Here is a 19,434-nt window from a genome sequence, read left to right as displayed (position 1 = left end):
AGGATTCGTGTCGCTAGAATCTATGGATTAAGAAGGTTTTATGTTTTAATAAGCAACAAGACGTTTACAGTAACAATTTTCTTTAATTCATGAGGATAAAAAAAATATATATAGTATTTTTGCTTCCCTAGTTCATAAACTTAATTTGTAATGTTATCCAGAAAGGTAGAGGGAATAGACCCGATGAAGCCTTGGCAACCCTTTACTTTTAAAGAAGGTGCTACATTCTACTAATGTAATTTTTATATTAGAAAGATAACGGAAAGTCTTTTTTTACTTTTCTTGATGACATACAGATAAACGAATATTAAATTAAAATTCGTCAAACTGAATTTGTTTAAGCTTTTCATAGGTGTTTTTTTTTTAACATCATAATGAGATTCAGAAGCGTATTCAGTAGACGGTTATCATATCAAAATGTCAAACATACAAAAAGCCTTAAAGGAACGTATTTTAGTGCTCGATGGTGCCATGGGTACTATGCTACAGCGCTATAAATTTACTGAAGATGATTTTAGAGGCGAACGTTTTAAAGATTACCAAATACCATTACAGGGTAATAACGATTTATTATCTATTACGCAGCCAAAAGCTATTAAAGAAGTGCATGCGAAATATTTTGAAGCAGGAGCCGATATTGTAGAAACCAATACCTTTTCGGGTACAACTATTGCTATGGCCGATTATGAGATGGAAGACTTGGTATATGAGTTGAATTATCAATCTGCAAAAATAGCTAAAGAAGTAGCAGATCAATTTACGGCAAAAGAACCTCATAAACCTAGATTTGTAGCTGGTTCAATCGGACCCACAAACCGTACGGCGAGTATGTCGCCCGATGTAAACGACCCCGGATATCGTGCTGTGACTTTTGATGAATTACGCATTGCTTACAAACAGCAAATAGAAGCATTGTTAGATGGTGGTGCTGACTTATTATTGGTTGAAACCGTGTTTGATACTTTAAATGCAAAAGCAGCTTTGTTTGCAATAGAAGAGGTGAAAGATGAACGTCAAATAGATGTACCAATCATGTTAAGTGGTACAATTACTGATGCTTCAGGAAGGACTTTGTCAGGGCAAACGGCTGAGGCTTTTTTAATTTCAGTATCTCATATCCCACTACTATCGATTGGGTTTAATTGTGCTTTAGGCGCAAATTTATTGCAACCGCATTTAGAGGCTATTGCTAATAAAACCGATTTCGCCATTTCGGCGCATCCCAATGCCGGACTGCCTAATGCTTTTGGTGAATACGACGAGTCACCAGAAGAAATGGGGGAACAAATTGAGGAATATTTAAAGAAAAATTTAATAAATATTATAGGTGGCTGCTGTGGAACTACACCAGAGCATATTAAAGTGATTGCAGATATTGCCGCTAAATATAAACCACGCCGTCATGCTGAAGTTGTTTCAGCATAACATTAAAAGTTTTTGATGAAAGTAAAGCAAACAAAATACATGAAGCTTTCTGGTTTAGAACCATTGGTTTTAAATGAGAACAGTAACTTTATAAATGTAGGAGAACGAACCAATGTTGCCGGATCAAGAAAATTTTTGCGCTTAATTAAAGAGGAAAAATTTGATGAAGCTCTCGATATTGCACGCCATCAGGTAGATGGAGGTGCACAAATTATCGATATTAATATGGACGACGGACTGATAGATGGAAAAGAGTCTATGGTACGTTTTTTAAATTTGATTGCGGCCGAACCCGATATTTCCAGGGTGCCTATAATGATTGATAGCTCCAAATGGGAGATTATCGAAGCAGGCTTGCAGGTGGTACAAGGAAAATGTGTGGTTAACTCTATTTCTTTAAAAGAAGGCGAAGAGAAATTTATCTGGGAAGCCAAACAAATTAAACGTTACGGTGCGGCGGTTATAGTCATGGCGTTCGACGAAGTTGGTCAAGCCGATAATTACGAACGACGTATTGAAATAGCAGAGCGGTCTTACCGAATTTTAGTAGATAAAGTAGGTTTTCCTTCTGAAGATATTATTTTCGATTTAAACATATTTCCTGTGGCAACAGGAATGGAAGAACACCGAAGAAATGCCATCGATTTTATTGAAGCCACCCGTTGGGTTCGACAAAATCTGGAGAACGTAAGTGTGAGTGGCGGTGTGAGTAACGTGTCGTTTTCGTTTAGAGGAAATGACACCGTTCGTGAAGCCATGCACTCGGTATTTTTATATCATGCCATTCAGGCTGGGATGAATATGGGCATTGTAAACCCGACCATGTTAGAGGTTTACGACGATATTCCGAAGGATTTACTAGAACATGTTGAAGATGTAGTTTTAGATCGGCGTGATGATGCTACCGAGCGCTTATTGGAATTCGCAGAAACGGTAAAGGGAACAAAAGCCGAAAAAACAGTCGATTTATCATGGCGTGAGAATCCAGTGCAAGATCGTATTACTCATGCGTTAGTAAAAGGAATCGATGCTTTTATTATTGAAGATGTAGAAGCCGCGAGATTAGAGTCAGAAAAACCAATTGATGTCATTGAAGGGCACCTTATGATTGGTATGAACGTGGTTGGCGATTTATTTGGAGCAGGAAAAATGTTCTTGCCTCAAGTGGTAAAATCCGCACGTGTCATGAAAAAAGCCGTGGCGTATTTAAATCCGTTTATTGAAGCCGAAAAAACAGAAGAATCGGAGCCAGTTGGTAAAGTGCTTATGGCAACCGTAAAAGGTGATGTGCACGATATTGGAAAAAATATTGTAAGCGTGGTTTTAGCCTGTAACAATTACGAGATTGTTGATTTGGGGGTCATGGTACCGCCAGAAAAAATTATAGAAACGGCTATCAAAGAACGTGTTGATGCTATTGGTCTTTCAGGTTTAATTACGCCATCTTTAGATGAAATGGTGTACTTAGCTAAAGAAATGCAGCGTGAAAACTTTAATGTACCCTTGTTAATTGGTGGGGCAACTACCTCCAAAGCGCATACGGCAGTTAAAATCGACCCGCAATATGAAAATGCAGTAGTTCATGTAAATGATGCTTCGCGTGCAGTAACTGTGGTTGGTGATTTATTAAACAAGAAAACAAATAACGAATACGTAGCCAAACTAAAAAAGGATTACGACGAATTCAGAACCAAGTTCTTAAAACGCGGTAAGGAGAAATCGTATATTTCTATAGAAGAAGCTCGTAAGCGTAAGTATAAAATTGATTGGGAAAATGCCGATATTGTAAAACCTAAAGAATTAGGTGTTCAAATGCTGAAGCAATTGAGTTTAAAAGAATTGGTTCCCTATATAGATTGGAGTCCGTTTTTTAGAAGCTGGGATTTACATGGTAAATTTCCCGATATTTTAACCGATGAAGTGGTGGGAGAGCAAGCGACAATTATGTATCAGGAAGCACAGGACATGATTGAAGAGATTATTGCGAAACAATCGTTAAAACCAAAAGCTGTTTTCGGGTTGTTTGAAGCAAATAGCATTAACGACGATGATATTTCGGTACAGAAAAAAGGTAAAGAAATAGCGGTATTTAGAACCTTACGCCAGCAGTTAAGCAAGCGCGAAGGAATTCCTAATCATGCGTTGGCCGATTTTATTGCACCTAAGGCGAGTGGAAAAACGGATTATATTGGTGCGTTTTGTGTAGGTATTTTTGGAGCTCAGGAATTAGCTGATGATTACAGGTCTAAAGGCGATGATTATAATGGCATTATGGCACAAGCCATTGCCGATCGGTTTGCTGAAGCGTTTGCCGAGTATTTACATAAACAAATAAGAACGAAGCATTGGGGTTACGCTGCTGATGAAGATTTAACAAACGACGATTTAATTAAAGAAAGTTATAAAGGTATTCGTCCGGCGCCGGGGTATCCAGCTTGTCCAGATCATTTAGAGAAGGAGACCATTTGGGAACTTTTAGAAGTTGAAAAAATAATAGGCGTAAGACTGACCGAAAGTTTAGCCATGTGGCCGGCAGCAGCTGTTTCGGGTTATTATTTTGCAAATCCGGAAGCAAAGTATTTTGGATTGGGTAAGATTACCGATGATCAGGTAACGGATTATGCAAACCGAAAAGGAATCGATAAAGCCAAAGCAAGCAAGTGGCTGCATCCTAATATTGCAGATTAATTTGCGCTAGCGATTGCAACGGCATCCTTTTTTTGAGGAACGATAAAAAAGATAAAGAGGAAAGCGCGACCCGAAGTATAAACGAAGGGTAACGCCCAAAAAATAAAGATAAGACTTAACAATTTGTTTCGTTTTTCCTAACAAATGAAATGAACTTAAATAAGACATTTGCAGCAAAATTATAATATGAAAAAGATTCAGAACGAGGCTTTTGTTTTTTTCTTTCAGCTTTTTATTTTGGGTTTGGCTGCATTAACAGTGGCTTATTTTACTTAGAATAAATTACTGATTGAAATTCAGAAAAAATGAAAGTAACAGACCATATTAAAAAAGCTAACGGAAAAACTTTGTTTTCTTTTGAAGTAATTCCGCCGCAAAAAGGTAAAAATATTCAGGATTTATATAATAATATTGATCCATTAATGGAATTTAATCCACCGTTTATTGATGTCACAACCTCTAGGGAAGAGTATGTGTATGTCGATAAAGGCAATGGACTTTTAGATAAGCGTATTACTCGTATGCGCCCCGGTACAGTAGGAATTTGCGCTTCAATTATGCATAAATATAATGTGGATGCTATTCCGCATTTATTATGTGGTGGTTTTACAAAAGAAGAGACCGAATATGTTTTGGTCGATTGTCATTATTTGGGTATTGATAATGTTGTAGCATTACGTGGCGATTCGAGAAAGGATGAGTCTTATTTCGTGCCAACTCAAGGGGGACATGCTTTTGCTAGTGAATTGGTACAGCAAATTTCGAGTCTTAATAAAGGAAAGTATTTGCACGATGACATTGAGGTAGAACACAATTATGATTTTTGTGTAGGTGTAGCAGGTTACCCTGAAAAACATATGGAGGCCCCGTCCTTAAATACTGATTTAAAGCGTTTAAAGGAAAAGGTTGATGCAGGAGCCGATTATGTGGTAACTCAAATGTTTTTCGACAACAAAAAGTACTTCGATTTTGTTGAAAAAGCCAGAGCGATTGGAATAACTGTGCCTATCATTCCCGGTATAAAACCAATTGCAGTAAAACGCCATTTACAGATTTTACCGCAGGTATTTAAAATAGACTTACCAGAAGATCTTATCGATGCCGTAGAAGGTTGCAAAGATAATAAGGCTGTTAGGCAAGTTGGTATTGAGTTTGCTATTCAACAATCGAAAGAGTTGAAAGATGCTGGTGTGCCATTTTTACATTATTACTCAATGGGTAAAAGTGATAATATTAAAGCCATTGCTTCAGAGTTATTTTAAAATAAATAATTATAGATTATATCATGAGCACGCTTTTTATGCGTGCTTTTTTTATACTTAATTATAATGATTTTTTAGGTTTATATGGAAAAATACCCTCTAAACGAATGATTTTTGCACATTCGTTTTACTGAAAAATTATAAATTACATCTCAAATAACCAACCAAATTTAAGTATGAAAGAAAAAGTTCTATTCTTATACGAATTTGTAAATCCTATTAAAATTAAACGTCAAGTATTAAAAAATCAGTTTTTGGCTTTAGCAATTGGTTTAGTCTATTTATGGTTTGGCGGATTAAAATTCTTTGATCATTTAAGTCCTGCTGAAGATTTAGCTAAAAACACCATGGATGTGATTACAATGGGTTTAGTGCCTTCTAATTTATCAATTATTTTACTGGCAATTTGGGAGACGACTATTGGAATACTTTTAGTATTAAATATTTTCAGGAAGCCTGTAGTTTTATCTGCTTTGTTACATATGTGTTGTACCTTTCTACCGTTTTTTATATTTCCTAATCAATCTTTTTCTGGTTCGCCAATAGTATTTACACTACTCGGGCAATATATTTTTAAAAATATAATTATTGTTGCCGCACTGTTAACCCTATACAAAAACACAATTTTTACTGAATAAATTATTTGTATGAAAGTTATTAAGATGGATATAATGTTGGGATGCTTTAAAGTGATTCATTTAATTGACTTGATTGTTTAAATATTCTATTACTTTTGCTGTTTAAGCAACAAATTTTAAATGAGGTCCTATTTAACCTACATCTTTTTATTGTTTTTTTTGGTTGGTTTTTCTCAGGATAAAACACATACCTCTTACATTGATTTAAATTACTTTAAAGGAAATATAGCTTTACATAACAATGATATATTACATCTAATAGAGGGGCATCCGGAGGGTTATATTTTAAGTTGGAATAGGAAAACTTTTGGTTATAACAATTGGGAACAGCGTTATAATTATCCTGATTATGGAGTGACTTATGTTTATCAGAATTTAAAAAGTGATGTACTAGGAACTGTATCATCAGCATATGCGCATTTTAATTTTTATTTTCTGAAACGGCATATGATGCTTCGAGTCGCACAAGGGATTGCTTATACCGATAATCCGTATGATAAGACTGAAAACTACCGAAATATTGCATATGGTTCGAAATTGTTAAGTAGTACGTTTGCCATGCTTAATTACAAAAAGGAACGCATTTTTAATCGTTTTGGTTTACAGGCAGGGTTGTCGTTAATTCACTATTCCAATGCAAACGTAAAAGCACCAAATTTAAGCACGAACTCGATAGCATTAAATATAGGGGTTACTTATAATATTGATGATGTCGATCCTGTATATAAATCCAATTTAAAGGACGTAAAAGAAAAATTTACCGAACCAATTAAATATAATTTGGTTTTTAGAACAGGTATAAACGAAAGTGATGTTGTGGGAAGTGGTCAGTTTCCGTTTTATATAGCCTCGGCCTATGCCGATAAACGTATAAATGTAAAAAGTGCTTTACAGTTAGGGGCAGATGTGTTTTTCTCTAAGTTTTTGGAAGAATTAATTTACTATCAAAGTGTTTCCTATCCTGAAGAAGATGTGAGTGGCGATGAGGACTATAAACGCGTTGGTGTTTTTGCAGGGCACGAATTATTTATTAATAAATTTTCAGTGCTAACTCAGTTTGGGTATTATGTGTATTATCCGTTCGATTTTGAAGGTAGAACATATGTGCGTATAGGTTTAAAACGCTATTTTGGAAAGAAGATTTTTGGAGCCATGACATTAAAATCTCATGGAGCGAAAGCCGAAGCTGTTGAATTTGGTATTGGTATTAGACTATAAATATGAAGCAATTTTTTTATATACTTTGTTTGGCGTTAATTTTTGCTTGTGATAGCGAAAATGCGGGTGATTGTTTTCAAAAAACAGGTGAAATTATTCAACAAGATTTTACAGTTGAAACTTTTACAAAAATATTAGTAAATCGCGATATCGAATTAGTTATAAAGGAAGGCTCAGAACAAAAGGTTGTTGTACAAACCGGAAAGAATTTACTAAACGATGTTCAAGTTATAGTTGAAGATGGTAAATTAATTTTAACCGATAATAATACTTGTAATTATATAAGAGACTATGGTGTGACTAAAGTGTTTGTAACATCGCCAAACCTAACGGAAATTAGAAGTTCTACGCAGTATGACATTAGCTCCGATGGTGTTTTAACATACCCTAGTTTAGCTATATTGTCTGAAAGTTTTGGCGCTCCCGAAACCTTTACCTCGGCAAATTTTTATTTGGAACTGAATAATACAAGTTTTCGAGCGGTGTTTAATAATGCATCGAATTGTTATGTTTCTGGGCAAACGAATAATTTAAATGTCACTTTTGCTTCAGGAACCTCGCGTTTTGAAGGCGAAAATTTGGTTGCTCAAAATGTAACACTTTGGAATAGAAGCTCTAACGATATGATTTTAAATCCGAAACAATCAATAAAAGGAAGGATATCTGGCGTTGGAAATGTTATTGCGGTAACCAAGCCAGATATTATTGATGTTGTTGAGCAGTATAAAGGGCGATTAATTTTTAAATAAATCAACTGCTTGTTTTGCTATTTCTAGTTCTTCATTGGTAGGAATAACCAAAATTTTTACCTTAGATTCTTTCGTATTGATTTCTCTGATGGTTTTTGAACGAATATTATTTTTTGTTTCATCTAAATGAATACCAAAGAAGTCCATGTGTTTACACACTAGTTGCCTAATGGTTTGAGAATTTTCTCCAATACCGGCAGTAAATACAATAGCATCCAATCCGTTTAAAACGGCAGCATAACTTCCTATATATTTTTTAATACGATAGGCATTCATATTTAAGGCTAGTTGACAATCTTTATTGCCTTTTGCAGCCATTATTTCTATGTCTCTTAAGTCGCTGTATCCGGTAAGACCCAACATGCCACTTTTCTTATTTAATAGGGTATTGATGTCTTTTAAATTATAATCTAATTTATCTTTTAAGTGGAAAATAATTGAGGGGTCAATATCGCCCGAACGCGTGCCCATGATTAAACCGGATAACGGTGAAAACCCTAACGAATGATCGATGCTTTCCCCATTTTTAACTGCGGTCATACTACAGCCATTTCCTAAATGAATAGTGATGATTTTTGATTCTTTTTTATCTAAATAATCAATAGCTTTTTCGCTAACATACTTATGACTAGTGCCGTGAAATCCATATAGTCGAATGCGATTTTCGGTTAGAAACTCGTTTGGAATAGCATATTTGTATGCGTGCTCAGGAATGGTTTGGTGAAATGCTGTGTCGAAAACGGCCACTTGTTTAGCTTGCGGAAAAATATCTTCAGCAACATCTATGCCCTCTAAATTCGCTGGATTATGAAGCGGAGCTAACGGAATAAGTTTCTTAATTTTCTCTTTAACAACTTTAGTGATTTCAGTGGTGTCGCTAAATGAGCTGCCACCATGCACTACTCGATGCCCGACAATTGTAATTTCTTCCGGTGATTTAATAACACCTACATCCTTGCTTAATAAATGTTGAGAAACCAGTTTTAAAGCAGCCCGGTGATTTAAAATTTGAGCTTCAATCTCGATAGATTTTTTGTTGTTGTTATAGTTAAACAAGGCATCGTTAAAACCGATACGCTCTACCACTCCAGAACAGATAATGGTTTCTTCCGGCATGGAAAACAATTGAAATTTTAAGGACGAACTTCCCGAGTTTAATACTAATACTTGCATATATTATTGTTCTTGAGCTTGAATTGCTGTTATAATTACTGTACTGTAAATATCTTCTACGGTACAGCCTCTACTTAAGTCGTTAACTGGCTTGTTTAAGCCTTGAAGCATAGGGCCAATAGCTAATGCGCCTGTTTCACGTTGAACCGCTTTGTAGGTATTGTTGCCCGTATTTAAATCAGGGAAAATTAACACACTGGCCTGGCCGGCAACTTCGGAATCTGGAAGTTTACTTTTTCCAATGCGCATATCTACCGCAGCATCATACTGAATTGGTCCTTCAATTTTTAATTCAGGATTTTGTTGTTTTACAATTTCGGTGGCTTCACGTACTTTGTCGACATCGGCTCCTTTACCTGATGCTCCCGAAGAATAAGACAGCATAGCTACTTTAGGTTCTATGCCGAAATTCTTAGCACTTTCTGCCGAAGACATGGCAATTTCTGCCAATTGGGTAGCATTCGGATTTGGATTAATGGCGCAGTCACCAAATACCGAAACCCGATCTTCTAGGCACATAAAGAAAATAGAAGATACAATGTTTACACCTGGTTTTGTTTTAATAAATTGTAAAGCTGGGCGTAACGTGTGTTGGGTGGTATGTACAGCACCCGAAACCATACCATCGGCATGACCTTTATATATCATCATGGTGCCAAAATATGAGACGTCGGCCATGGCATCTCTGGCCATTTCGAGGTTTACATTTTTGTGTTTTCTTAATTCGTAGAAGGTATTAACATAGTCGTCGTAATACGATGAATGTATGGGAGATACTATGTTGATATCTTTAACATTTAATGGGATATCTAACTTTTCAATACGTTCCTTTATTTTGTCTTTGTCGCCAATTAATGTAATATCAACAACCTGTGCATTAATAAGTTTAGCCGTTGCTCTTAATACGCGTTCGTCGTAACCTTCTGGTAATACAATGTGTTTTTTATTTTTTAAAGCGCGTTGTAATAAGTTATACTGAAACATTCTTGGCGTGAATATTTCAGATTCGAATGTAATTAATTTATCGGCTAGTATATCAGTGCTTGCGTATTGTTCAAATGTTGAAATCGCCGAGGTTATTTTTTCGGTGTTTTCAGCATAAATACGGGATTTTGTTTTTCCTATACGATTGGTTACAGAGTACGTGCCTTCCTTCACACTTATTATCGGGACAACACTGGATAGACCTTCGATTAACTTTAAAATTGGCTCTTCGGGAATTAATCCACCGGTGAGAACAATGCCAGAAATTTTTGGGTAATTTTTTGAGATATTAGCTTGTAATGCTCCCAAAATAATATCGGCACGATCGCCTGGAGTAATAACTAGCGAATTGTCTTTTAAATGCGTTAGGTAATTACGTAATTGCATGGCGCCCACACTATAATTTTCAATTAGATTATTGAGGTGTTCCTTTCCAAAAATAACATTGCCATCAAGTAATTTAACAATTTCCTTAACCGTAGGACTGGCAAGGCTTGGTATTTTTGGAATGATGGTAATATCTGTATTTTCAGTAATTCGAGATTGTAATAACTCCTTCAAAGGTTCTGCATCATTAGCTTCAACCTTATTCGCAATTATTGAGAGTACATCAGCTTCTTGCTTAAAGGTGCTATAAGCTAATTGTACGTTATCTATAATTTCTTTTATGTGTTTACGTTCACCTTGAGTGACAATAATTACTGGTAAACTCAAATTTTTAGAAATGAGCATGTTGATGTCTAATTCTAAGGTTGAGTTTTCACTAGAAAAATCGGTGCCTTCAACTAAAATATAATCGAAACGTTCTTCCAGGTATTTATACTTTGTAATTATCTGATCGATAACATCGCCCGCTTTTCCTTGATTATAAAGTTCTAAAACTTCGTTTCGAGTAAAAGCGAAAGTGTTTTTGTAATTAATATCGATTTCAAAATACGAAAGCACGGTATTTATATGAATGTCGGGTTCTCCGGATTTTGGATTATCGATAATTGGTCTGAAGTAACCTACCTTTGCCGTTTTTCCTAATAGCATACGCATTAAGCCTAAAACGATTACAGATTTTCCACTGTTAGGTTCTATGGTTGCGACATAAATTCCTTTACTCATGGTGTGTGTTTTTCGTTTGTCAAAAAGTTTAATCTTTTGTGATTAAATTCTTATGCAAAATTAATATCTAAAAACTTAACTAATATGATATTTATCATGCTTTTATTTTATGTCAGAATAAGCGTAAGTAATTTATGTATTTTTAATGAGAAATCAAATCTTAAGTATTAGTTTGTCAGGTCTCTGAATAAGTTTTCTAAGCTGCTGTTTTTTTGATTTAACTGCAATATTTTTAACGCGTTGTCGTGTGCGAAGTCAAAAACATGAGAGCGCATATCTTGAGTCGTATCAAAAGTAATTTCGTATACAAAATCGTGTGTGTTTTTTACCTGGTTTACCTTAGGTAGTTTTAATAAAAAAGCATCTTCTACACGGTAATCGAACTCTACAATGACCACTTGTTGTTTTTCATTGCGAAGTTCTTTTAATTTTTTGTTGGCAACAATTTCACCTTTATTAATAATGATAACACGATCGCACATGGCTTCTACTTCTTGCATAATGTGAGTAGATAACAGTATGGTTTTGGTTTTACCAATGGTTTTAATAAGGTTTCTAATATCGATAAGTTGGTTTGGGTCTAAACCTGTAGTTGGTTCGTCCAGAATTAAAACATCGGGGTTGTGCAATATGGCATTCGCCAACCCTACACGCTGGCGATATCCTTTTGAAAGCTGTCCGATTTTTTTATGAGCTTCGGGAGTTAATCCTGTTAATTCTATAACTTCATTGATGCGTTGTTTTTCTATTTGATAAACTTCCGCATTAAATGTTAGGTATTCCTTTATATACATGTCTAAATATAAAGGGTTGTGCTCTGGCAGATAACCAACGCTTTTTTGTACCTGCTGTTTGTTTGTGTTTACATCAAAACCATTCACTATAGCATGCCCTTCATTAGGACTAATATAGGTGGTTAGTATTTTCATCATAGTAGATTTACCAGCTCCGTTTGGTCCAAGAAAACCGACAACTTCTGGTTTTTCTATTTTAAAAGATATGTTGTTTAATGCTTTTTGCGAGCCGTAAAGCTTTGTGATACCCGAAACCTCTATAGACATATTAAAAAAAATGTTTGTTCAAAAATAATGATAATCTAACATAAAGTGTGTTTTGCTGTAAAATCTTTAAAATTTTTATTAATGCTAAAAAAAAGGTTTTATTGTATTTTGATTTCTTAAAATATTATTTACTTTAGCGATGTAATTATGACAAGAACAGTATATTATACATATTTTAGCTTTTGGTTTTATTTCTTTTTTAGCAAGAGGAACGAGGCGTAGTATGTATAATTTATAAGATAAATTTAAATATAAGTCTCGGTGAAAATCGGGACTTTTTTTATACATGATAAATACAGTTGCTATACAAGGCGTAATCGGGTCTTTTCATCATATTGTATCACAGCAATACTTTGATGAACCGGTTGATGTAATTGAATGTTTAACGTTTGATAGGGTGGTAGATTCTTTAATTACAAGGGAATGTGATGCTGCTATCATGGCTTTAGAAAATTCGATTGCTGGTTCCATTATACCTAACTATGCATTAATAGATAAATATGCATTACACGTGGTAGGAGAGCATTATTTGGACATACAGCATAACTTGTTGGCTTTGCCAGGGCAGAATATTAAAGAAATAAAAGAGGTGTATTCACATCCTATGGCTTTGTTGCAATGTAAAGAGTTTTTTAAGCTTCATCCACACATTAAATTGGTTGAAGATAAAGACACCGCTGAAGTTGCGCAACGTATTCGTAAGCATGAATTAAAAGGAATTGCGGCCATTGCAAGTGTTACGGCAGCTGAAATATTTGAGTTAGATATTTTAGCAAAAAGTATACAAACCATTAGCCATAATGAAACTCGTTTCGTTATCGTAAAACGGAGTAATTCGGAGGTCGACGAAACCTGTATTAATAAGGCCTCGATTAAATTTGAAGCCGATCATAAACGTGGTAGCTTGGCAGCTATTTTAAATGTTATGAGTGATTGTAAATTGAATTTAACAAAAATACAATCATTACCCATTGTGGAAACACCATGGAAATACGCTTTTTTCGTAGATGTTACATTTGAAACCTATGACGACTATAAAAAAGCAAAATCGATAATTAGTATTATGGCACATGGATTTAAAGTGCTTGGAGAATATAAAAAAGCAAAAGTATGATAGAAGTTGCTGATAGGCTGCAAACTGTTGAAGAATACTACTTCTCTAAAAAATTAAGAGAGGTTAGTGCGTTAATAGCAAGTGGGAAACCTATAATTAATTTAGGAATAGGGAGTCCTGATTTACAACCACCACAAAAAGTAATTGAAGCTTTGGTTGATGGGTTGTCAAATCCTAATGCGCATAAATATCAAAGTTATCAGGGATTACCTGAGTTAAGACAAGCCATTTGTGATTTTTACAGAACCCATTTTTCGGTAAGTTTAAGTCCGTTAACCGAGGTGTTACCTCTTATGGGAAGCAAGGAAGGTATTATGCATATTTCTATGGTCTATTTAAATAAAGGTGATGCTGTTTTAATTCCAAATCCAGGGTATCCAACCTACCAATCGGTAACTAAATTGGTAGAGGCCGAACCTGTATTTTACGAATTGGATGCGGCAAACAACTGGCAGCCTGATTTTGAAGCTTTAGAAAAACAGGATTTAAGTAAGGTGAAACTCATGTGGGTAAATTACCCGCACATGCCTACTGGTGCTGTTCCCGATGCTAAAGTATATGAGAAGTTAGTGGCTTTTGGAAAAAAACATGATATACTAATTGTGAATGATAATCCGTATACGTTTATACTAAATAACGACCCCAAAAGTATATTAAGTGTAGAAGGAGCTAAGGAGGTGTGCCTGGAGTTAAATTCGTTAAGTAAAACTTTTAATATGGCAGGATGGCGTGTAGGAATGTTAGTGGGAGATGGTAAGCATATTAGTAATGTCCTCAAAGTTAAAAGTAATATGGATTCCGGTATGTTTTACGGGATACAAAAAGGAGCTATCGAGGCTTTAAATTGCTCAGAAATGTGGTTTAGTACTTTAAATAGTGTTTATAAAAAACGACGCCGTTTGGTTTGGCAACTTGCCAAAGCATTAAACTGTACATATGATGAAAATGCGGCAGGTCTTTTTGTTTGGGCAAAATTACCTGAGGGATTAGAAGCAGAGCCCTTTATAGATAAAGTGTTAAAAGAAAATCACTTGTTTATAACCCCTGGAACCATATTTGGAACCAAGGGTGAAGGCTATATAAGGTTTTCATTATGTGGGTCGACCGAAGATTTAGAAGAAGCTATTGCAAGATTTAAGTAATGATGAATAATATATACATAATAGGAGTAGGTTTAATTGGCGGGAGTCTGGCTATCGATATTAAAAAGAAAAATCCAAAGGCGGTTATTCATGGTATTAGTAGAAAGGAATCGACACTTGATGAAGCCTTAGCCTTAAATCTAATCGATAAAAAAGCGACTTTAGATGATTTGGATAAAGCCGAATTAGTTATTGTTGCCATTCCTGTAGATGCTACCGTTAAAATATTGCCGACTATTTTAGATAAGATTTCTGATAATGGTTTGGTGGTTGATGCAGGCTCCACAAAACAAGATATATGTAAAGTGGTTGAAAATCATCCAAAACGCAGAAATTTTTTAGCTATGCACCCTATTGCGGGAACCGAGTATTCAGGACCAAGTGCAGCTATTGAAGGGCTTTTTGTTGGTAAAACCAATATTGTTTGTGAAGTCGAGAAGACAACATTTAAACTTCAGGAAAAGGCGCTGAAACTATTTTCAGATATAGGTATGCGCATGCGATATATGAATCCTGAAGCTCATGATAAACATATAGCTTACGTGTCGCATTTATCGCACATTAGTTCGTTTATGTTAGGCAAAACAGTAATTGATAAAGAAAAAAACGAACGCGATATTTTTGATATGGCAGGTAGTGGATTTGCATCAACTGTGCGTTTAGCAAAAAGTTCTCCTGAAATGTGGACCCCGATATTTAAACAAAATAAGGAGAATGTTATAGAGACCTTAGAAGAATACATAAATAACCTCACACAATTTAAAGAGCTAATGAAGCGCGATGATTTTGAGGCTATTTTTAATGAAATGAAACAAACCAATCATATTAAAGACATACTAAACGGTATTAGTTAAACACAATAAACAACAGTTAAAAATCTAAATTCCAATGACTTAATTTGGAATTTGGAATTTGGAATTTGAATTTTTACAAGATTATGGAAAACAAAAAAGAAATGAGAACCTGGTTAGATGATTTAAATTTAAATCATCCATTAGTAATCGCAGGACCATGTAGTGCAGAAACAGAAGAGCAAGTATTGAAAATAGCTCACGAGCTAAAAGATACGGATGTTAGCTATTTTAGAGCTGGTATTTGGAAACCTAGAACACGCCCAGGTATGTTTGAGGGAGTAGGAGCCTTAGGTTTAAAATGGTTGCAAAAAGTTAAAGAGGAAACCGGTATGAAAGTTTGTACTGAGGTAGCAAATGCAGCGCATGTAAAATTGGCTTTAGAGCATGATATCGACTTGCTTTGGATTGGAGCACGTTCTACGGTTAGTCCGTTTATCATGCAGGAAATAGCAGATGCTTTAGAAGGTACAGATAAACCGGTATTAATTAAAAACCCAGTGAATCCCGATTTAGCCTTATGGTTAGGAGGTATAGAAAGAATTTATAATGCAGGTGTTAAAAACATTGGTGCTATACATCGAGGATTTTCAACTTACGAAAAAACGAAATATAGAAATAATCCGGAGTGGCAATTGGCTATCGATTTTCAAAATAAATATCCAGACATTCCATTAATTAACGATCCGTCGCATATTACAGGAAAACGCGATATGATTTTTGACGTGTCTCAGGCGGCATTAGATTTAAATTTCGATGGGTTAATGATTGAAACACATTACGATCCTGAAAACGCTTGGAGTGATGCTGCTCAACAAGTAACACCTTCTACGTTGGTACAGATTATGAAAGATTTAAAAATTAGAAAAGAGACCGATACCGAAGCGGAATATAATAAATCTCTTGATAATTTAAGAGCACAAATTGATGTGATTGATAATCAAATTATCGAGGCGTTAGGAAAACGTATGAAGGTTGCCGATGGTATAGGAACGCTTAAGAAACAAAAGAACGTTGCGGTATTACAATCCAAACGTTGGAATGAGATTTTAGGGAAAATGGTGTTAGAAGGCGAAGCTCACGGTTTAAGTGAAGAGTTCGTTCTAAAAATGTTTAAAGCGATACATCAGGAATCTATTAATCATCAGGAAAAGATTCTTAATGGATAAAACTAAAAGAGGCTTGCTATTAGCAAGCCTCTTTTAGTTTTAAAATATTCTTATTTGCTGTCAAAACTTTCAGCAATAGCCTTAACATATTGGTTTGAAGCTGATGCTGCATCAGCAGGATCTTCCAGTTTCGAGGTTACAACACCTATAAGTTGTTTGTCTTCAGGTTCACTTAAATTATAAATAACCGTTTCTAAGATGTAATTTTTAGAAGTGTAAGTGGTTGAGGTTTCAGGAACATAATTGCCAAGAGTAGAATATGCCATGGGGTGGTAATAGTATCCGTAAAAGCCATGATAATATCTAGGGTAATACCCGTAATAGGTGCTTCCGGCGTAGTAGCCCCCATCGGTTACGGTTTTAGTTAATTCTTGCGTGTCCTTTATAATGGTAAGTACAACACCTTCGTAGCCATTTGCTTCGATAATCGATTTTATCTTTTTCTCGTCTTCCTGGGTTATTTTTTTATCAGGATTTAGTTCAGGAGTTTTATTAAAACTCGTAGCAGCTTTAATACCACGCTTCGATAATTCATCAACTATAGCGTTTTCAAAAGCAATTCTGGCAGCAGTATTATTGGTTCTGGCAATAACCAAAACATTTTCATCTCTTATAGAATTAATATTATCGCCTTTCCATGAGTTTAAAACCTTTACACTCGAACAGGAGGACACAATTAGAGTTGCTAAAAAATAAGAGCATAAATAAAAAATCTTTTTCATATTGAATTTATAATTAGTTAAATGTATTAATTGTTGAATTTAAAAATATAACGGGTTATGAAGATGCCTTGGCCATCATCTTTACCGCTATCACTTTCTACTGCGCTGGTAACAAAGGCAAGTTCCCAGCCTTCTTTAATCATCGCATTAATTTTTGAGCTTACTACAGCGTCGTTTGCGGCAATGTTTTGGAAACGGATGCCTCCAATATTATAAAAGTTTAAAAGTTTTGTTTCTTCAAAATCTTTAACCCGAATATCGCCTCGGTCAGATTTATTTCTTGTTATATCATCTTCAGTCTGTTCCGTTGTGAAGTCTTCATAATTTTTATCTTCCACAGCAGAAATTATGCGAGAGCGACCTAAGCCGCTTGGCACGATCGATTCTACGGAGGTAATTACTTTATACTCCGTTTGGGCGTAAGTTTGGCTTGCGATTAGAAACACCAACATCCCGAAAAATAAAATAAGTTTCATAAAACTAATGGTTACAGGGTTTAAAGATTTAAATATAAATATATTCTTACTGAGAAAATAATTTTTTTCAATTACTTTTGAACCCAATATGACAGGACTCGTTTATAAATCTACAGGAAGCTGGTATACGGTAAAAACCCATAGTGGTGAAACCTACGATTGCCGTATAAAAGGTAAGTTTCGAATTAAGGGTATTAAAAGCACCAATCCTATAGCTGTTGGCGATTATGTAGATTTTGAATTAGAAACGAATAATAATCAGGTTTCTGGGGTAATTCACAACATTCACGATCGAAAAAATTATATTGTTAGAAAGTCTGTAAATCTGTCTAAACAAACCCATATTATCGCCTCTAATATCGATCAGGTGTTTTTAATGATTACCATTAACAATCCACCAACCTTAACAAGTTTTATCGATAGATTTTTAGTGACTGCCGAGGCTTATTCAGTTAAAACGATTTTGTTATTTAACAAGATTGATACCTATGATGAGGAAACTTTAGATGAAGTTAGGTATTTGGCACACGTATATCGAAAAATAGGTTACGAATGTATTGGAGTTTCAGCAAAAACAGGTAAAAACGTAGAAAAAGTAAAGGGTTTAATGCAGGATAAAGTGAGTATGTTTTCCGGACATTCTGGTGTAGGGAAATCCACTTTGGTTAATGCCATAGAGCCAGGATTAAATATCAAAACGAAGGAAATATCGACGCTTCATAGTCAAGGACAGCATACAACCACATTTGCAGAAATGTTTGATTTAAGTTTTGGAGGGCAAATAATTGATACCCCGGGAATTAAGGGTTTTGGAGTGGTTGATATGGATAAATATGAGGTAGGCGATTATTTTCCTGAAATTTTTAATTTAAAACAAGATTGTAAGTTTAATAATTGTCTTCATATTAAAGAACCTAAATGTGCTGTAAAAGCAGCTTTAGACCAAGATGAAATAGCCTTTTCAAGATACCGCAGTTATTTGCAAATTGTTGAAGGCGACGAAGAACATTACCGAACCGATAATTACGAACAGGATTAGATATGAAAGTAGTAATACAGCGGGTTACCAATGCAAGTGTTAGTATTTCCAACGAAAAAGTAGCTCATATAGATTATGGTATGTTGGTTTTATTAGGTATTGTAAATGAAGATACTCAAGACGATATTAACTGGTTATCAAAAAAAATTGCAAACCTTCGCATTTTTGGTGATGAAAATCAGGTGATGAATAAGTCGCTATTAGATACTGACGGCGAGGTGATTGTCGTGAGTCAGTTTACTTTACACGCAGCTACCAAAAAAGGAAATAGACCAAGTTATATTCAGGCAGCAAAACCCGATGTAGCCATACCGTTATACGAAGCTTTTGTTAATCAGTTGGAATCTGATTTGGGTAAAAAGGTGCAAACTGGACAATTTGGAGCAGATATGCAAGTGTCTTTGGTAAATGATGGACCTGTTACAATCATTATAGATTCAAAAAATAAATTATAATTAAATTTTTTTTCTTCCTACATTCTTTTGAAATAGTGGTTGTTAATAACTACAAGTCTCTTTAAATCTCTCAAATCCTGTATGAATTTAATTAGGAATTTTGTAGATTTTTTTTATTTTTGATGTTAAGAGACTTAATTAAACTTACTCTTAGCTAA

The 19,434-nt window shown here is 35.0% G+C and carries 17 protein-coding genes and 1 riboswitch; of the genes, 12 read left to right on the top strand and 5 right to left on the bottom strand.

Translation table 11 applies throughout. The features are described from left to right. The first annotated feature begins 150 nt into the window (after nt 1–150). A riboswitch (SAM riboswitch) is annotated at nt 151–262 on the top strand. 155 nt (nt 263–417) lie between these two features. The 6 genes from ICJ83_RS12180 to ICJ83_RS12155 all read left to right on the top strand — a co-directional run bounded on the left by ICJ83_RS12180 (nt 418) and on the right by ICJ83_RS12155 (nt 7,980). Next, nucleotides 418–1,425, top strand: coding sequence for a homocysteine S-methyltransferase family protein (locus ICJ83_RS12180; protein WP_188230678.1), 1,008 nt, complete (start codon nt 418–420; stop codon nt 1,423–1,425). 15 nt (nt 1,426–1,440) lie between these two features. Continuing rightward, nucleotides 1,441–4,113 (top strand): methionine synthase, encoded by a 2,673-nt coding sequence (gene metH / locus ICJ83_RS12175; RefSeq protein ID WP_188230677.1) that lies wholly within the window; start codon nt 1,441–1,443, stop codon nt 4,111–4,113. Between the two features lie 305 nt (nt 4,114–4,418). Further along, nucleotides 4,419–5,375, top strand: coding sequence for a methylenetetrahydrofolate reductase [NAD(P)H] (metF, locus tag ICJ83_RS12170; RefSeq protein WP_188230676.1), 957 nt, complete (start codon nt 4,419–4,421; stop codon nt 5,373–5,375). A 176-nt stretch (nt 5,376–5,551) separates the two neighbouring features. Continuing rightward, nucleotides 5,552–6,013 (top strand): hypothetical protein, encoded by a 462-nt coding sequence (locus tag ICJ83_RS12165; RefSeq protein WP_223154767.1) that lies wholly within the window; start codon nt 5,552–5,554, stop codon nt 6,011–6,013. Between the two features lie 120 nt (nt 6,014–6,133). Continuing rightward, nucleotides 6,134–7,231: an acyloxyacyl hydrolase gene (locus ICJ83_RS12160; protein WP_188230675.1), complete on the top strand. Its 1,098-nt coding sequence runs from the start codon at nt 6,134–6,136 to the stop codon at nt 7,229–7,231. A gap of 2 nt (nt 7,232–7,233) precedes the next feature. Next, the gene (locus tag ICJ83_RS12155; protein ID WP_188230674.1) at nt 7,234–7,980 is read left to right on the top strand and encodes a head GIN domain-containing protein; all 747 of its coding nucleotides are present in this window, start codon (nt 7,234–7,236) and stop codon (nt 7,978–7,980) included. Here ICJ83_RS12155 and ICJ83_RS12150 read toward each other — a convergent pair. The 3 genes from ICJ83_RS12150 to gldA form a co-directional block, all read right to left on the bottom strand. Continuing rightward, nucleotides 7,966–9,153 carry an acetate/propionate family kinase gene (locus tag ICJ83_RS12150; RefSeq protein ID WP_188230673.1) on the bottom strand — a complete coding sequence of 396 codons (1,188 nt, stop codon included), beginning with the start codon at nt 9,151–9,153 and terminating at the stop codon, nt 7,966–7,968. The genes ICJ83_RS12155 and ICJ83_RS12150 overlap by 15 nt on opposite strands. A gap of 3 nt (nt 9,154–9,156) precedes the next feature. Then, on the bottom strand, nt 9,157–11,247 hold the full coding sequence (pta, locus tag ICJ83_RS12145; protein ID WP_188230672.1) for a phosphate acetyltransferase: 2,091 nt from the start codon (nt 11,245–11,247) through the stop codon (nt 9,157–9,159). Between the two features lie 167 nt (nt 11,248–11,414). Further along, a complete protein-coding gene (gldA, locus tag ICJ83_RS12140; protein WP_188230671.1) occupies nt 11,415–12,308 on the bottom strand; it encodes a gliding motility-associated ABC transporter ATP-binding subunit GldA in 894 nt (297 codons plus the stop codon). A gap of 286 nt (nt 12,309–12,594) precedes the next feature. On the opposite strand from gldA, the gene ICJ83_RS12135 reads away from it, so the two are divergent. The 4 genes from ICJ83_RS12135 to ICJ83_RS12120 all read left to right on the top strand — a co-directional run bounded on the left by ICJ83_RS12135 (nt 12,595) and on the right by ICJ83_RS12120 (nt 16,584). Beyond that, complete coding sequence (locus tag ICJ83_RS12135; protein WP_188230670.1) at nt 12,595–13,422, top strand: prephenate dehydratase; 828 nt, start codon at nt 12,595–12,597, stop codon at nt 13,420–13,422. Continuing rightward, entirely contained in the window at nt 13,419–14,564 is a 1,146-nt protein-coding gene (locus ICJ83_RS12130) for a pyridoxal phosphate-dependent aminotransferase (RefSeq protein ID WP_188230669.1), read from the top strand. The genes ICJ83_RS12135 and ICJ83_RS12130 overlap by 4 nt, the downstream gene beginning before the upstream one ends. Nucleotides 14,565–14,566: 2 nt before the next feature. Further along, nucleotides 14,567–15,418 carry a prephenate dehydrogenase gene (locus ICJ83_RS12125; protein WP_188230817.1) on the top strand — a complete coding sequence of 284 codons (852 nt, stop codon included), beginning with the start codon at nt 14,567–14,569 and terminating at the stop codon, nt 15,416–15,418. An 83-nt stretch (nt 15,419–15,501) separates the two neighbouring features. Beyond that, complete coding sequence (locus ICJ83_RS12120) at nt 15,502–16,584, top strand: bifunctional 3-deoxy-7-phosphoheptulonate synthase/chorismate mutase type II (RefSeq protein WP_188230668.1); 1,083 nt, start codon at nt 15,502–15,504, stop codon at nt 16,582–16,584. Between the two features lie 50 nt (nt 16,585–16,634). Here ICJ83_RS12120 and ICJ83_RS12115 read toward each other — a convergent pair whose 3' ends face one another. Together ICJ83_RS12115 and ICJ83_RS12110 are read right to left on the bottom strand one after the other, a co-directional pair. Continuing rightward, a complete protein-coding gene (locus ICJ83_RS12115) occupies nt 16,635–17,306 on the bottom strand; it encodes a hypothetical protein (RefSeq protein ID WP_188230667.1) in 672 nt (223 codons plus the stop codon). Between the two features lie 26 nt (nt 17,307–17,332). Next, complete coding sequence (locus ICJ83_RS12110) at nt 17,333–17,758, bottom strand: hypothetical protein (protein WP_394354314.1); 426 nt, start codon at nt 17,756–17,758, stop codon at nt 17,333–17,335. Nucleotides 17,759–17,870: 112 nt separating this feature from the next. On the opposite strand from ICJ83_RS12110, the gene rsgA reads away from it, so the two are divergent. Continuing rightward, complete coding sequence (rsgA, locus tag ICJ83_RS12105; RefSeq protein WP_188230666.1) at nt 17,871–18,821, top strand: ribosome small subunit-dependent GTPase A; 951 nt, start codon at nt 17,871–17,873, stop codon at nt 18,819–18,821. A gap of 2 nt (nt 18,822–18,823) precedes the next feature. Next, complete coding sequence (gene dtd, locus ICJ83_RS12100; RefSeq protein WP_188230665.1) at nt 18,824–19,276, top strand: D-aminoacyl-tRNA deacylase; 453 nt, start codon at nt 18,824–18,826, stop codon at nt 19,274–19,276. Nucleotides 19,277–19,434 lie beyond the last annotated feature (158 nt).

The sequence above is a fragment of the Aestuariibaculum sediminum genome, from assembly GCF_014596945.1.
Classification (GTDB): Bacteria; Bacteroidota; Bacteroidia; order Flavobacteriales; family Flavobacteriaceae; genus Aestuariibaculum; species Aestuariibaculum sediminum.
This window is presented reverse-complemented; position numbering and strand designations above follow the sequence as displayed.

Bases quoted from the DNA above. Each gene is read 5' to 3' on its own strand.
- gldA (WP_188230671.1), bottom strand. From the start codon at position 12,308: ATGTCTATAGAGGTTTCGGGTATCACAAAGCTTTACGGCTCGCAAAAA.
- ICJ83_RS12110 (WP_394354314.1), bottom strand. From the start codon at position 17,758: ATGTTGGTGTTTCTAATCGCAAGCCAAACTTACGCCCAAACGGAGTAT.
- ICJ83_RS12130 (WP_188230669.1), top strand. From the start codon at position 13,419: ATGATAGAAGTTGCTGATAGGCTGCAAACTGTTGAAGAATACTACTTC.
- metH (WP_188230677.1), top strand. From the start codon at position 1,441: ATGAAAGTAAAGCAAACAAAATACATGAAGCTTTCTGGTTTAGAACCA.
- metF (WP_188230676.1), top strand. From the start codon at position 4,419: ATGAAAGTAACAGACCATATTAAAAAAGCTAACGGAAAAACTTTGTTT.
- ICJ83_RS12160 (WP_188230675.1), top strand. From the start codon at position 6,134: ATGAGGTCCTATTTAACCTACATCTTTTTATTGTTTTTTTTGGTTGGT.
- ICJ83_RS12180 (WP_188230678.1), top strand. From the start codon at position 418: ATGTCAAACATACAAAAAGCCTTAAAGGAACGTATTTTAGTGCTCGAT.
- ICJ83_RS12135 (WP_188230670.1), top strand. From the start codon at position 12,595: ATGATAAATACAGTTGCTATACAAGGCGTAATCGGGTCTTTTCATCAT.
- ICJ83_RS12125 (WP_188230817.1), top strand. From the start codon at position 14,567: ATGAATAATATATACATAATAGGAGTAGGTTTAATTGGCGGGAGTCTG.
- ICJ83_RS12165 (WP_223154767.1), top strand. From the start codon at position 5,552: ATGAAAGAAAAAGTTCTATTCTTATACGAATTTGTAAATCCTATTAAA.
- ICJ83_RS12115 (WP_188230667.1), bottom strand. From the start codon at position 17,306: ATGAAAAAGATTTTTTATTTATGCTCTTATTTTTTAGCAACTCTAATT.
- rsgA (WP_188230666.1), top strand. From the start codon at position 17,871: ATGACAGGACTCGTTTATAAATCTACAGGAAGCTGGTATACGGTAAAA.
- ICJ83_RS12150 (WP_188230673.1), bottom strand. From the start codon at position 9,153: ATGCAAGTATTAGTATTAAACTCGGGAAGTTCGTCCTTAAAATTTCAA.
- ICJ83_RS12120 (WP_188230668.1), top strand. From the start codon at position 15,502: ATGGAAAACAAAAAAGAAATGAGAACCTGGTTAGATGATTTAAATTTA.
- ICJ83_RS12155 (WP_188230674.1), top strand. From the start codon at position 7,234: ATGAAGCAATTTTTTTATATACTTTGTTTGGCGTTAATTTTTGCTTGT.
- dtd (WP_188230665.1), top strand. From the start codon at position 18,824: ATGAAAGTAGTAATACAGCGGGTTACCAATGCAAGTGTTAGTATTTCC.
- pta (WP_188230672.1), bottom strand. From the start codon at position 11,247: ATGAGTAAAGGAATTTATGTCGCAACCATAGAACCTAACAGTGGAAAA.